At 36.3% G+C, this 15,204-nt stretch carries 11 protein-coding genes and 1 CRISPR repeat array; of the genes, 8 read left to right on the top strand and 3 right to left on the bottom strand.

Annotated features, from left to right (window positions below):
* Positions 1–20: 20 nt before the first annotated feature.
* The 8 genes from porG (at position 21) to cas2 (ending at position 8,035) form a co-directional block, all read left to right on the top strand.
* On the top strand, positions 21–707 hold the full coding sequence (porG, locus tag U1E44_RS01250; protein ID WP_322929092.1) for a type IX secretion system protein PorG: 687 nt from the start codon (positions 21–23) through the stop codon (positions 705–707).
* Between the two features lie 101 nt (positions 708–808).
* Entirely contained in the window at positions 809–1,549 is a 741-nt protein-coding gene (locus U1E44_RS01245; RefSeq protein ID WP_322929091.1) for an isoprenyl transferase, read from the top strand.
* Positions 1,550–1,553: 4 nt separating this feature from the next.
* Positions 1,554–4,160, top strand: coding sequence for a BamA/OMP85 family outer membrane protein (locus tag U1E44_RS01240; protein ID WP_322929090.1), 2,607 nt, complete (start codon positions 1,554–1,556; stop codon positions 4,158–4,160).
* 102 nt (positions 4,161–4,262) lie between these two features.
* Positions 4,263–5,120 (top strand): OmpH/Skp family outer membrane protein, encoded by an 858-nt coding sequence (locus U1E44_RS01235; RefSeq protein WP_322929089.1) that lies wholly within the window; start codon positions 4,263–4,265, stop codon positions 5,118–5,120.
* Between the two features lie 35 nt (positions 5,121–5,155).
* Positions 5,156–5,665 carry an OmpH/Skp family outer membrane protein gene (locus U1E44_RS01230; RefSeq protein WP_322929088.1) on the top strand — a complete coding sequence of 170 codons (510 nt, stop codon included), beginning with the start codon at positions 5,156–5,158 and terminating at the stop codon, positions 5,663–5,665.
* Positions 5,666–5,808: 143 nt separating this feature from the next.
* Entirely contained in the window at positions 5,809–6,597 is a 789-nt protein-coding gene (gene murI, locus U1E44_RS01225) for a glutamate racemase (RefSeq protein ID WP_322929087.1), read from the top strand.
* Between the two features lie 233 nt (positions 6,598–6,830).
* Complete coding sequence (cas1, locus tag U1E44_RS01220; protein ID WP_322929085.1) at positions 6,831–7,715, top strand: type II CRISPR-associated endonuclease Cas1; 885 nt, start codon at positions 6,831–6,833, stop codon at positions 7,713–7,715.
* Entirely contained in the window at positions 7,706–8,035 is a 330-nt protein-coding gene (gene cas2 / locus U1E44_RS01215) for a CRISPR-associated endonuclease Cas2 (RefSeq protein ID WP_322929084.1), read from the top strand. Before cas1 ends, cas2 begins: the two co-directional genes overlap by 10 nt.
* Positions 8,036–8,615: 580 nt before the next feature.
* Positions 8,616–10,427: a CRISPR direct-repeat array (repeat unit 36 nt; unit sequence GATATCGTGAATTCTAATCTTTAATCAAACCACAAC).
* Positions 10,428–10,512: 85 nt separating this feature from the next.
* Here the strand turns inward: cas2 and U1E44_RS01210 are convergent.
* The 3 genes from U1E44_RS01210 to cas9 are packed head-to-tail and all read right to left on the bottom strand — an operon-like array spanning position 10,513 to position 14,940.
* A complete protein-coding gene (locus tag U1E44_RS01210) occupies positions 10,513–10,788 on the bottom strand; it encodes a type II toxin-antitoxin system RelE/ParE family toxin (RefSeq protein ID WP_322929083.1) in 276 nt (91 codons plus the stop codon).
* Positions 10,781–11,020: a ribbon-helix-helix domain-containing protein gene (locus tag U1E44_RS01205; protein WP_322929082.1), complete on the bottom strand. Its 240-nt coding sequence runs from the start codon at positions 11,018–11,020 to the stop codon at positions 10,781–10,783. The genes U1E44_RS01210 and U1E44_RS01205 overlap by 8 nt, the downstream gene beginning before the upstream one ends.
* A 41-nt stretch (positions 11,021–11,061) precedes the next feature.
* Positions 11,062–14,940 carry a type II CRISPR RNA-guided endonuclease Cas9 gene (gene cas9 / locus U1E44_RS01200; RefSeq protein WP_322929081.1) on the bottom strand — a complete coding sequence of 1,293 codons (3,879 nt, stop codon included), beginning with the start codon at positions 14,938–14,940 and terminating at the stop codon, positions 11,062–11,064.
* Between the last annotated feature and the right edge of the window lie 264 nt (positions 14,941–15,204).

Below are 15,204 nucleotides of genomic sequence, written 5' to 3'. Positions count from 1 at the left end.
TTTGCAAACTTTTGGCCTAAATGAGATGTATTTTTTTAATGCTTTTGCTATTCGTTTTTGGAAAAATGAATGCCCAAACCTATGAGGTTGGTATTTTTGCCGGTGGCACCAATAATATTGGGGATGTAGGCAGAATGAATTTTGTGCTCCCTTCCGGACCCGCAGTAGGGGCTTTGTTTAAATGGAATAAAAGCAAAAGATATGCGTGGCGCGGAAGTATTATTTATGGCGAATTTACGGCCGACGACACCAAATCTAACCTTTCTTCTAGAGTGCAGCGCGGTTTTGTTATGGACAATTCCGTATTAGAATTCTCTGCCGGACTAGAATTTAATTTTTTAGAGTACAATCTACACAAACTGGGGCCTGCGTTTTCGCCCTACCTCTACACCGGTTTCACCTATTTTAGATACGATTTTAATTATTTTGATGCCGCACAATTACAAGATTTAGATCAAAAAGATGGAAGTTTGGCCATTCCTATGGTGGTTGGCTTTAAAATTAGATTGAATACATTTTTTATTCTCGGTGCAGAAATTGGTGCTCGGTACACTTTTACTGATAATTTAGATGCTAGTAATCCGGAAAACTCTAACTTTGAGGATTTTAAATTCGGAAATATATTTAGCGACGATTGGTATGTTTTTTCAGGAATTACCCTAACCTACACTTTCGGTAAAAAGCCCTGCTACCAATGCTTTCAGTAAATTACCTCGGAGCAAGCCCAAGAGGCATGGAAAGGAATCTTTACATTACCTTTCGACGCAAGTACCGGAGCATTTAAATCTCGATTATCGAGTAAATAAGTATGAACACTATTGAAGCTTTAGACAAAAGCAAATTACCACATCATGTAGCCATCATCATGGATGGAAATGGCCGATGGGCCAAAAAAATGGGCAAAATGCGTGTGTTTGGCCATCAAAACGGCGTTACCGCAGTAAGGCAAACCGTAGAAAATTGTGCCAAAATGGGAATAAGATTCCTTACGCTATACACCTTTTCTACAGAAAACTGGAATAGACCCAAAAACGAAGTAGATACGTTAATGAAGCTGCTAGTAACTTCATTAAAAAAAGAACTACCGACCTTAAATGAAAACAATATTCAGCTGGACGCCATTGGGAATATTAACGTATTACCCAAAAAAGCCTTAGAAGAGCTTAAAGAAGTGATGGCTAAAACCGAAAAAAATTCGGGAATGACCCTAACACTGGCGCTTAGTTATGGGTCTAGAGAAGAATTAAAAAATGCCATTCAGCAAATTAGCATCAAAGTTAAAAATAATATAATTTCGCCCGATAATATTGACGAAACCATTATTAATGATCATCTTTACGCGCCAAAATTGCCAGATGTAGACCTATTAATACGGAGTGGTGGCGAACACAGAATCAGTAATTTTTTACTTTGGCAAATTGCATACGCCGAATTATATTTTATTGACGTATTTTGGCCCGATTTTAAGGAGCACCATTTGGTGGAGGCAATCATAAATTACCAGAACAGAGAACGACGATTTGGAAAAACTAGCGAACAACTTAACTAGCACTATGAAAAGGTTCATATGCTATGGACCAATAGTAACACTTTTATTCCTTTTACATATTAATTTTAGCGCCGCTCAAGACATCTCCTATGCAGATGGCCAAAAATATATTTTAGGAGGATTAACGGTTACCGGGCTTAAAAGCTATAATGAACAAACCGTAAAAACCTATACCGGTTTGCGCGAAGGACAACCCATAACACTGCCCGGGGAAGAAATCAGCGCCATCATTAACAAACTTTGGGGTCTAGAGTTGTTTAGCGATATCTCCTTTTACATCACCAATATTGAAGGGGAAAACGTGTTTCTAGAATTGAACATCATAGAACGCCCTACCCTTTCCAATGTAACTATTTACGGCGTAAAAAAAAGAAAGGTAGACGATATCATTAAGGATACTGACCTAAAAAAAGGTAAAAAAATTACAGAAAGCCTTATTGCCAACACTAAGAATTACCTTCAAAATAAATACAAGAAACAAGGTTACCTTAATGCCGCAGTAACGATTGCCACGGCAAAAGACACCGCCGAAACCAATGCCGAACGCATGGTGGTAAATGTAAAAAAAGGAGATAAGGTAAAAATAAAGGATATTGTCTTTGAAGGAAATGAAATGATATCTTCCAAAAAGTTGCGGAAGGCAATGAAGAAAACCAAGAAGAAGAAAATCTATCGGTTTTGGAAAAAATCCAAATTCATCCCCGAAGAGTATGAAAAAGATCTAAAGGCGGTGATGGACAAATATGCAGAAAACGGATACAGGGATGCGCGCATTATTTCGGATACCACAACCAATGTAAACCAAAATAATATCAAAATAAAAATAGCCATAGAGGAGGGTGAGAAATATTTCTTTGGGGATATCGATTTTGTAGGCAACACCGTATATACAGACAGGCAACTAAGCCAAGTGCTGGGTATAAAAAAAGGAGCTACGTACAACGGCGTATTACTGCGTAAGCGTATTGCGGACGATACCAAGCCAGATGGTGCCGACATTACCAATTTATATCAGAATAACGGTTATCTTTTTTCGAGCATCAACCCGGTGGAAGTTTCGGCAGAAAATAATACCATAGATTTTGAAATTCGTATCATAGAAGGAAAGGAAACTTTCTTAGATCATGTTATTGTAGCCGGAAACGACAAAACCAATGACCATGTTATTTTTAGGGAATTGCGTACCCGTCCCGGACAAAAATACAGTAAGGATAATATCATCAGAAGTATCCGAGAACTGGGTGCACTGGGCTTTTTTGATGCAGAACAAATAAAACCGGACATTCAAAACCCAAATCCCAACGAAGGTACGGTAGACTTAAAGTATGATTTGGTAGAATCAGGATCTAGCCAGATTGAGCTACAAGGTGGTTATGGCGGTGGTGGTTTTATTGGCACCTTAGGACTATCTTTTAATAATTTTTCTATTGGCAACATTTTTAAAGGAGAAGCGTACAAACCCGTACCAATGGGCGATGGCCAAACCTTTGCCATACGCTTGCAGGCCAGTAGAACCTTTAGAGTATTTAGTCTTAATTTTTCCGAACCCTGGTTGGGTGGTAAAAAACCCGTGCGGTTTAATATGTCCTTGTCTAGAACGCAACAGTTTGCTACACAATTTAGTCAAAATGGCCGGTTGGATATAAACAAAGATCAGCAGTTTTCTATAACGGGAATTTCTCTTGGTCTAGCGAAGCGTCTGCAATGGCCCGATGATTTCTTTACCCTATCGCATGCAGTGAGCTATCAACTGTATAACTTCCAAGATTTTAACTTAGGGCTATTCAATTTTGGGAACGGCAAATCCAATGCCCTGTCCTATACCATAGGCATATCTCGAAGATCTTCCGGACCCAACCCTATATTTCCTATGGGAGGCTCTAATTTTGAACTTACAGCGAAATTTACACCCCCATTTTCATCCTTCAACAACGTAGATCATAAAAGATTAAGAGCAATAAGTGAAGAATTAACTCCGCTAGCTGTCAACGGAACCATTACTGCGGTACAACAAGCTGAATTAGAGCGTGTAGAAGCAGAGCGTTTTAATTGGCTAGAATTCTATAAGGTAAAATTTAAAGGCGATTGGTACACCCAATTGGTAGATAAGTTGGTATTGCGCACCAACATAGAGTTTGCTTTTTTAGGAAATTACAATCAAGATATAGGCAATGTGCCCTTTGAACGTTTCTTTTTAGGGGGCGATGGCCTTGGAAATAATTTTACCTTAGACGGCAGGGAAACCATACAACTTAGAGGGTATGAAAACTCTTCCTTAACTCCGGTAGATCCGCTTACCGGAAGACAGGAAGGTGCCGTAGTCTATAATAAGTTCTCTATGGAAATGCGCTATCCCCTTACCTTAAAGCCGTCTGCATCTATTTTTGGGTTGGCTTTTTTAGAAGGTGGTAACTCCTTCAACAATTTTCAGTCCTTTAATCCGTTTGAATTAAAAAGATCGGCCGGATTAGGGTTGCGGATATTTATGCCAGCCTTTGGCCTTTTGGGCATCGATTTCGGATATGGTTTTGATGAAGATCTAAGACCACAATCTGCAGGACAAGGCCCAAGCGGTTGGCAAACCCACTTTATTATTGGGCAGCAATTTTAATCCATGACAGTTATTTTTATATGATTTTATTTTCAATCTATTCATTTTAAAATAATTAGTTATTTTGGCACGATATTTTCTATTGGTAAAAACGCAATAAAAATGGAATCAATATCAGCTTGGCATCGCAAACTTCCAAAAGGGAACATCGTTTTAGTGTGTGCGCTATTCCTATGCGCTTCGGGACTATTTGCCCAAAGAGGGGTTAGAATGGCGTACGTAGATATGGAGTATATCTTAGAAAATGTAGAGGAATATAGAGACGCTACCGCCCAATTAGAAAACAAAGTTCAGAAATGGAAGCTAGAGATTGAGCAAAAACAACAAGTGGTAGCGCAAATGAAAAAGGATTTGCAGGCCGAAAAAGTGCTTTTAACCGATGAGTTAATTGCAGAGCGAGAAGAAGAAATACAGGTGCAGGAAAAGGAAATGTTAGAATATCAACAAAACCGATTTGGTCCAAGAGGCGATTTGGTGATACAGAAACAGACCTTGATACAACCCATACAGGATCAAGTATTCAATGAAGTACAAAAAATTGGAGCAAATAAAAAGTATGATTTTATTTTTGATAAATCGGCAGATGTTGTAATGTTGTATTCTGAAAAAAGGCACGATATTAGCGATCAGGTTTTGAGAGGCATTTCCAGGACTAGAAAAATAAGTGCCCCAAACAAAAAAGCAGCGCCCCGAAGTAGGTTGGATGATTTTGAAGGAGACCCGGATGAGGATGCCATTAGCGATGCATTATTAGAAAGACAAGAAAAAGCTAAGGAAGCGGAAGCTGCCAGAATAAAGACAGCAGAAGAGAAACGATTGGAGCAATTACAACTGCGGGAGGAGCGCAAAAAAGCCTATGAGGAGCGCAGAAAAAAATTGCTCGATGAACGAGAGGCCAAAAGAAAAGAAAAACTACAAGAAAGAGAAACAAATAATAAGGATAATCCTATAAATAACTAAACATTAAAATTAACGCTCAACAATAATTAAACATCATGAAACACGTAAGAAGGATAGTAAGTGCTATTGTACTATTAGTAGCAACTACAGGTTTTGTAAATGCCCAAAGTAAAATTGCCCATATTAATGTGCAACAGTTGCTTTCGGAAATGCCGGAGATGAAAGCCGCGGAATCCGAACTAAAAAAATTGCAAGAAACCTACAGAGCCGATATTGAAGGCTCTATGACCGAATTGAAGAATAAATACACACAGTATCAAAATGAGGCTGCTTCTAAATCGGAAGAGGAAAATCAAAAACGTGCGGTAGAGTTGCAAGGTTTTGAGAAAAACATTCAAGAAGCACAGCAACGCGCACAACAAGAGTTGCAAAAAAAGCAGGGAGAACTCTTAGGTCCTATTAGTGAAAAGGCAAAAACAGCCATTGAAAAGGTAGCGGCTACATTGGGTTATGACTATGTGGTAGATTCTACCGAAGGTGGCGGTATTATTGTAGCCAAAGGAAAAGATATCTTACCCGATGTTAAAAAACAACTCGGTTTTTAGTAGCAATGCCCTAACGTATAAAAACCACTCTTCTCCGGAACGAGTGGTTTTTTTATGGCATTACAGCAATTTTAGAACACCGCATTGCTATTATTCCAATATATTAGGATATTTACACTCACAAAAGCAAGCGAAAAACAATCATGCATACCGGCCCTATTGGCATATTCGATTCGGGTATAGGAGGAACTACCATCTGGCGCGAAATTCGCAAAATCTTGCCGCATGAAGACACCCTGTATTTGGCAGACAGCCTACATGCACCTTACGGGGAAAAGAGTGCGGCAGAAATACTCCGGTTAAGTATTAAAAACACCGATTTTTTGTTAGAACGCGGCTGCAAACTCATTGTGGTGGCTTGCAATACCGCGACCACCAATGCCATCTCATTTTTGCGAGAAACCTATACGGTGCCCTTTATTGGCATAGAACCCGCCATTAAGCCGGCCGCCTTACGATCTTATGCTAAAAAAGTGGGGGTTTTGGCAACTAAGGGTACGTTAGCAAGTGATTTGTTTCACAGCACCGCTAAAAACCATGCCAGCGGTATTTCTATTATAGAAAAAGATGGCGCAGGTTTGGTTCCATTAATTGAGGCCGGAAAAATACATACCGAGGAGACAAAAAACGTATTGCAACAGTTGCTGCAGCCTATGATACAGCAAGGAATCGATTATTTGGTGCTCGGCTGTACCCATTATCCCTATTTAATTCCGGTTCTCAAAGAAATTCTTCCCCAAAATGTAGAAATCATAGATTCCGGCGCAGCGGTAGCAAAGCAAACCCATGCTATATTGCAACAGAAAGAACTGTTGAATCCTTCACAGAAAATGGGGCGATCTGTTTTTTATACCAATTTAGACCTTGCTATCTTAACGGCTTTTCTAAAAGAGGATCAACATCCTTTAGAAATAAGTAGGTGTCCGTTTTAGTACCGCCATCGCTTTCTAAAGGAAACAGACGTATACCTGTACTGTCTCTATTTTTTAGGCTTTTGAAAATAATTCCGTAACGCCATTTTACAACTAAGGCCTACACGACTTACCTACACTTAGAACCGGGTCTTTTTAGGTAACAAATTGTTATTTATCAGGCTGTTACGCACACAGAATACAATATAAGCCGCTAAAAAAAGTTATTATAAACCAACCATTTTTGTAATAGCATGCTTAAAAGGTCCATTTTAGTAGAAAAAAAGGCGGCAATAACCTGTAAAAATCAACAACTTGTTATTGAAACACAAGAACGGAGTGCCACAATCCCTATTGAAGATATTGGGTTTATTGTGATAGACCATCCGGAGACCTATATGAGTGTGCCGGCGCTGAACTTTCTTATCGAAAACAATACATCCATTATTCTTTGCAACAAGCTTCACATGCCTAGTGGCATGTTTTTGAATTTGAATAGCCATCATATTCAACAGCAATTGTTTCAATACCAAGTAGAGGCCAGCGCCCCGCTAAAGAAGAAACTATGGCAACAGACCATTAAGGAGAAAATAAAGAATCAAGGCGCACTGCTAGAACGTATTACGAATAAGAAAAATCAGTTCTCTTACTTATCCGAAAAAGTGCGTAGCGGAGACACTTCCAATATGGAAGGGGTGGCTGCCAGTGCCTATTGGAAAGATTTTTTTGATTTGCCTTTTAAAAGAGAACGTTTTGGAAATTATCCCAATAATTTTCTAAACTATGGGTATGCCATTCTTAGGGCCGCCACCGCCAGGGCACTTTCGGGTAGTGGCTTGCTAAATACACTAGGTATTCATCATAAAAGCAAATACAATGCCTTTGCACTTGCCGATGATATCATGGAACCGTATAGGCCCTTAGTAGATGAGTTGGTATATGCTTTAATGGAAACACATGACGCACAAGAACTGAACACTACTATAAAATCTGAACTATTGAACCTGCTCACTAGAACCGTCTATTTTAAAGATGAAAAAAGTCCTTTAATGGTAGGGTTGCAAAAAACCGCCAGTTCTTTGCAGCAGTGCTTTACCGGCGAACGAAAGAAGATTAAGTACGCTCAATTATGGAATTAAACGGATACAGGATCATGTGGTTATTTGTTTTTTTTGATTTGCCCACCGAAACGGCTACCGACCGAAAAAATGCCGCGGGTTTTAGAAAAGATCTATTAAAAGATGGTTTCACCATGATGCAGTACTCGGTGTATATGCGGCATTGCGCCAGCAGCGAAAGTGCCGACGTGCATGAAAAACGAATTCATCGTTTGCTACCGCCTTTGGGGAAAGTTAGCATACTGCGCATTACCGACAAACAATTTGGCAATATTCTTAATTTCTGGGGCAGGCTCGAAGTTCCTAAAGAACCGCAACCCACCCAACTGGAATTATTTTAAGCCTCCTAGAATTTAAAACCAAAAAAATGCTTCAATCTAGCCTTATCACTGCTAAAAAGAAGCATTTTTTATCACGATATGTTCCTTTAGTTTGCTAGATACCAGCAGGAAACAAGCCAACTGATATCGTGAATTCTAATGCTTCGACTGCGCTCGGCACAAGTCTTTAATCAAATCGAGTATAGCGAGATTCACAAACACACCGCTAAAAAATAAAATGAAGTGTTTGTAAACCACAACGCTCAAAACCAAAAAATGCTTCAATCTAGCCTTATCACTGCTAAAAAGAAGCATTTTTTATCACGATATGGTCCTTTAGTTTGCTAGATACCAGCAGGAAACAAGCGAACTGATATCGTGTTTTCTAATGCTTCGACTGCGCTCAGCACAAGTCTTTAATCAAATCGAGTATAGCGAGATTCACAAACACACCGCTAAAAAATAAAATGAAGTGTTTGTAAACCACAACGCTCAAAACCAAAAAATGCTTCAATCTAGCCTTATCACTGCTAAAAAGAAGCATTTTTTATCACGATATGTTCCTTTAGTTTACTGACTACCAGAAGACAACACGCCAACTGATATCGTGAATTCTAATCTTTAATCAAACCACAACTCCCCTGCATCTTTGATGCCCCAACGACCCGATATCGTGAATTCTAATCTTTAATCAAACCACAACTTTAATATTCGTTTCAAACGGGGTGTAAGTGATATCGTGAATTCTAATCTTTAATCAAACCACAACCGAAAAGTCGCCTATTAAATGGTGCTGGCCGATATCGTGAATTCTAATCTTTAATCAAACCACAACCAAAGGATATATGGCTTTTAGAGAAATTAGATATCGTGAATTCTAATCTTTAATCAAACCACAACCGCGAAAAGGAAAAGATGGAGTGGGAGCGTGATATCGTGAATTCTAATCTTTAATCAAACCACAACTTTCTGGAGGTGGATAAGATCCAGCTTCGAGATATCGTGAATTCTAATCTTTAATCAAACCACAACTTACAGCGTACTTTAATGTATCCTCCTTTGGATATCGTGAATTCTAATCTTTAATCAAACCACAACTACGCTGCTATGATTCCGTCTTCTCGTTTGATATCGTGAATTCTAATCTTTAATCAAACCACAACCCCAGCTTTGCGATCTTTTGCCTACGTACCGATATCGTGAATTCTAATCTTTAATCAAACCACAACAGAGAGATGAGCAGGAAACAACGATCGAAAGATATCGTGAATTCTAATCTTTAATCAAACCACAACAGTCCGGCTTCTTTGAGCATTTTAATTTGGATATCGTGAATTCTAATCTTTAATCAAACCACAACACGTACGTGGTTAGGTCTAGTATTCTTCCGGATATCGTGAATTCTAATCTTTAATCAAACCACAACTTGATGTATCTTGCCATGCCATTTGTTCTGATATCGTGAATTCTAATCTTTAATCAAACCACAACTTGCACCGTACTTTAATGTATCCTCCTTTGGATATCGTGAATTCTAATCTTTAATCAAACCACAACGGTATTGCATTTAAATCGAATGTTACTTGTGATATCGTGAATTCTAATCTTTAATCAAACCACAACACACATTCAAATACCTCGATGAAAGAGGCGGATATCGTGAATTCTAATCTTTAATCAAACCACAACGTACATTACGCTCTGCGTTCTCGGTCTCCCGATATCGTGAATTCTAATCTTTAATCAAACCACAACAAGCTGCGTCTCGGTGTAAGCTTCCCGGAGGATATCGTGAATTCTAATCTTTAATCAAACCACAACGATGGAAAGACCTACGAGATAACTCCGAACGATATCGTGAATTCTAATCTTTAATCAAACCACAACGGTGGGCATATAGGAACGGCACAAGGAAAAGATATCGTGAATTCTAATCTTTAATCAAACCACAACCAAACAGTTGAGCAAGCCGAAAAGAAAAAGATATCGTGAATTCTAATCTTTAATCAAACCACAACATACGTACATTGTCTCTACTGGTATGCCATGATATCGTGAATTCTAATCTTTAATCAAACCACAACCCATTTTACTTTCTCTTTTTTATTTCCGAGATATCGTGAATTCTAATCTTTAATCAAACCACAACCAATCGACCTTCCCATACTATCGTAACCGAGATATCGTGAATTCTAATCTTTAATCAAACCACAACCATTGATATTAGGTTTGATGATATGTTAAAGATATCGTGAATTCTAATCTTTAATCAAACCACAACATACGTACATTGTCTCTACTGGTATGCCATGATATCGTGAATTCTAATCTTTAATCAAACCACAACCACAACAGCCAACAACTTTATGGATGTCACGATATCGTGAATTCTAATCTTTAATCAAACCACAACGGAAAATCCGTTGGCAGAAAATCGGAGGTGATTTTCCGTTGTGGTTTGGCTGTTTAAGACAAAGCCATCAATGTCAATGAACTTTTTAAAAATCTTGCCTGCCTATGATGGTAATAATTTCTACATCATAACCATTTATATTGTAATAAATAGTATCAACCCCACATACACAGAATCGTTCAATATCATTATATTTCGTTTCAACCGGAAACATGAAAGGGTTAGATGCTATTTTATTAAAACATTCAAATAACATTGCATAATATTTGTTTGCTTGATCCAGTCCAAATTTACGCAATCCAAACTCAAATATTCTTACAATATCCTGTTCTGCCTCAATTGATAGGTGATACCTATACATTTAATCTACTTTTTATCTCTGCTAAAAGTTCTTCTTTGGTTTTTGTACTGAAACCACTTTTTAAGCCCCTATCTATTTTCATTTGAACATAATCGCGATAGTCATCTCGCTCACGAGCTTGTTTTATTAAATAATTGACTGCTTCGCTTTTACTGTTAAATTCTTCTTTTTCAACTTGCTGTTTTAACCACTCATCATTTTGTTGGGCTAAGGTGATGCTTTGTCGTGCCATACTACAATTTCTTTAAGTGGTGTAAATATACACCAAATAATTTAAAATTTAAAATCGATTTTTCCTGCTGGATGCAAAATGAAATCTTTTCCTTCAAAAACGGCTTGTATATTACTTAAGCTTATTCTAAGTTTTTGAGCTGATTTATTAAAGTCTAATGATGATTCTTTTTTCAAATCTTTATCTGCGCCTCCTTGTGCGTGATGACGGAATTGAATGCGACCATCACTTTCAAACTGTGTAATTTTAAACAGTCGCTTACTTAAGGCTTCATTAGAAATTTTCTTTAGTTCATTTGGTGTATTTTCATAAAAAATAGCCATTTGATTTACTTTTAAAATCTTGGCTAATGGAATTAAAATTTCACTTTTTTTGCCTTGATTTTTAATGATGTTTTCTTCAACTGGTATTTCTAATTTTGAATTTCCTTGATTATGTTGAGCTAAATCAAATGCTGATATTGTCTTAAAAGCCAACTCCTTTTTACCTTTATCATTATTTGTCTCATAAATTGCCATTGCAAAAATATTTTCTAAAGTAGCATAATAATGTTCTTTGTACTGTTTTCGTTTTCCTTGTGTTAAGTGGCTTTGTGATTTGATTTTTGGCAAATTTTTGTTACTGGTTTTTACTCTAATTTTTTTAATCAGCATTTCTTTGATTCCATTTCCCTTTTCGTCTTTTTCACTTGGAAGTAAAATCCATCCTTCTGGTGTTTTAATGTTTTTAAACCCGTGTTTTAGAATTCTTGCTTTAATACCTTCATCAACAATATTGTTTACATCTGCATCAGTAAAACTACTATTCACAGGCTTTCTTAGAACAAACCAAATCTCTTTTTCATTGTTTTCATTTTCTCGTTCTATGGCACCATAAAATGTGTCTTTATGAAGTGAACCTCTGATGCCTTGCCCTTTTTCATAAATGATATTTCCCGATTTGTCATATTGAATTTTATTGCGTTTACGTAACTTTCTCTTAGTTTGCTTAGCAATTTTATCTTTATGATTATGAACTACAATGATGTTGTCTTTTAGTTTATTGACATCTTCGGTAAATGTTTTCCAAGGTTTTTTGATTTTGAATTTGTCGCTATATCTGTTTTCTTCAGATTCTTTGAATGCTTCTGCCAAACCATCTCGAATACTTTTATCCATACAGGTTAAAACCACGGCATCAATAGCGTGATGGTAATGATAGTTTCTGTCTTTAGCATCTAATCCCCACGATTTTCTAACATCTGCAACCATTGTTCCTTTTGCAGGAAAAACGCGGTGAAATAATGATTTTAAAAATAATTCGGAATATTTGGTAATTATACCTGTATCCACCAACTGACTATTTTTAAAATTAGGTTTGATTTCTGTTGCAGTAAAACGATATAATTTCTGTTTCCAGTAATCTAGTTCTAGTTTTAAATAATGGCGTTGCTGAATGGCTCTGTTTTTTTGTTCAACTGTGCTTGCTACTTTTGAAAAGTATTTTTGTTGCTCAATCTTTTCTTCTAATTCTTCAATTTTGGTTTTCCAATGTTTTGTATTTAGTGTAAAATGCTGCATATACTCATCTTCTAATTCTTGTGGAATTCTATTCCCTTTTATTTGATTAAAAGCTTTATCAGCCAAGGTTTTATTGGCAAGTGAATTGTCAAAAGATTTACTTCTTGGGAATGTATGCTCAATATCAAATTGCGGATTTGACCCTAAAAGCTTTTCGCAATTAATGGTTTTGCTTGTATATAAACACACGCCATTTTGCTCTTGACATAATCTATATTTAATAACATCCATTTCTGTAACTACTGAATTGGTGTCTTTTGCAAATTCTTCAAGTTTTTCTCTAAACTTTTTGTTTTCATTTTCTCGTTCTCGTTGCCATCTTTCTATCGCTAACCGTTTGTTTTTATCGTTTAATTCTCTAGCTAATTCGATAATTATTTCGGTATCTGGCTCAATTTTGTTTTCTTTTATTAAAGTGTTTACCAATTTTCGCAAATAAAACAATGTGCGCATTGCCATTGGGTTTTTTATTGCATTGGTAAACGGCAATCCTAAAAATCCGTCTTGGCTTTGCGGATAGGCATCTATTGCTGAAGGATGGTATAACTTATCGGCTTGTTCACGGGTAATTTTGAATTCACTTATTAGAAAATCTTTGATGATTTCATCAACTCTTGGTTTTGATAAAAAATAACCGCCTGTTCGTCTTTTTTGAAGTTGTTCTTGATAACTGGTTTCAATGTCTCTTTGCAAAGTTTCTTTAAAAGAATCAGACATTTGATCCCAAAGATACTTACCGTAAAAAAGTTTAATTTTTTCTGTTACGTTCTTTTTATCTGTTTCATCAAGTTTGTAATCATAATTGGAGTTGTCGTATTCCTTAATAAAATCGCCAACCAAACCATTGACTATATCAATTTTTAAAATATCATCTTTATAATTAGAAATGATTTCGACAATAGTATCTTGAATAAGTTGCTTGTTATCTTCCCATTTTTCTTTTCCGATAATGGCATCAATATTAGCAAAGAAAACAGCATAAGGATAAATAATTTTATCTTTTAAGAATGGCAAAATCTTTCCAATTGCCTTTTTGCTTAATGACGAATAACCTTGCTTTAAGTTTATTTTTTCATAATAATCTACTTTTTCATCAGAAATATCATATCTATCAGCTATAAACTTTTTCACTTTATCTGAAGTGATATCGTTAACAAAATCTCCTGAGAAAAACAATGTATGCCAAAGCTCATCGACTAATTCTTCGACACTTTTATTATCCTGTTTTTTATATTTAGATTGAATATTTGCTTTACAGTCTTCCCAGTCATTAGCGTCAAAAACCTCAATGAATTTACTAATGGTTGGGCTTCCAACTATTGGGTATTTATCGTTATAATTGAAATCAAAAAGTTGATTATTCTTTTTAGCAGCCGTATTGATACTTTTAGAAATATCTAAAAACTTAAAATTCTTTGCACTAATTCTGTAAAATTTATCTTCTGCAATTTTATAATATTCTGGATATTCAGATAAAAAAACAAAACTATCACTGCTTCTTTCCTTAACTTTTATGGAGTTTAAATACTGAAACATTCTAAATTCTTCAAAAAGTGGATGGCTTACGGCACATCGTGACTTTGATTTTTCTAAAGTACATTTACCAACAGAACCTTTTTGAGATTTTAAAGGTCTTTGAAAAAAGATGGCATCAAAAAATTTGTCGGCTAATTCTTGAGATATATTTTGAGTTTTCATCAAAATATTAAACTCTTGAACATAACTAATTCTTGAAGAATTGACTTCTTGGTCGTCTGAACTAAACTTGGTTTTTCTAACTTTTTTGTCGTTTTGCAATAAGTCAAAATAATATTCTCCTAAAGTTTTAAAACCATTATCCTGTAAAATTATTTGTTCTTTCCTGTATTGCTCTAAATCCTTTCCAGCATCCGCATCTTTTCTACCGCTTTTAAAACCTCTTCTTTGACACATATGATACAACGCTCTACCAAGTTCAAGTTTAGAAACCAAGCTATTTACTGCTTTTGCTCTTACTTCATAAGGGTTGATTTTTAACCATTCTGAAAATTCATAATTTTCAGTTGGATATTTCATCTCTTGTCCTTTTCTATAAACTGACCAAATCAACAGCTCGTCATTTGTTAACGGACAGAAACCATTATCGATTAATAACTTTAATAAGTCTGTTTTTCTTTTTTTTCGTCTTCTATATAGTTTTCTTGAAGCTCTATGCTTTGTTCTTTCAGAGGCTAAAGAAAATTCCACCCCTTTTTCTTCGCCAACGCCTTGCGGGAAAACCAAAACATTGGCATCAATAATTTGATTGCCATCTTTGTTTTTATCTCTGATTGCCCACCCAATACTATTCGTCCCTAAATCCAATCCTAATACTTTTGCCATTTTTTCCTACAATTTTAATCCCATTAAACTTAAGCAAAATTATTTTAACATTTAGACGCCTATCGGTAATGTTCTCCGAGAGAATTTTGCTATATTCGTTACAGATTAAACTTTCTAATCTTTAATCTTATCACAATAATCCGCCATAGGCGGAGTAGGTGAAAACCTTTAGTCCTGCTTCGGTGGGACTTTTTTTTTAGATTATCACAATAATCCGCCATGGGCGGAGTAGATGAAAACCTTTAGTCCTGCTTCAGTGGGACT

It is taken from the genome of Aurantibrevibacter litoralis (assembly GCF_034651555.1).
GTDB lineage: Bacteria > Bacteroidota > Bacteroidia > Flavobacteriales > Flavobacteriaceae > Aurantibrevibacter > Aurantibrevibacter litoralis.
The sequence above is the reverse complement of the archived record's forward strand: the minus strand, read 5'-3'. Positions and strand labels throughout refer to the sequence as shown.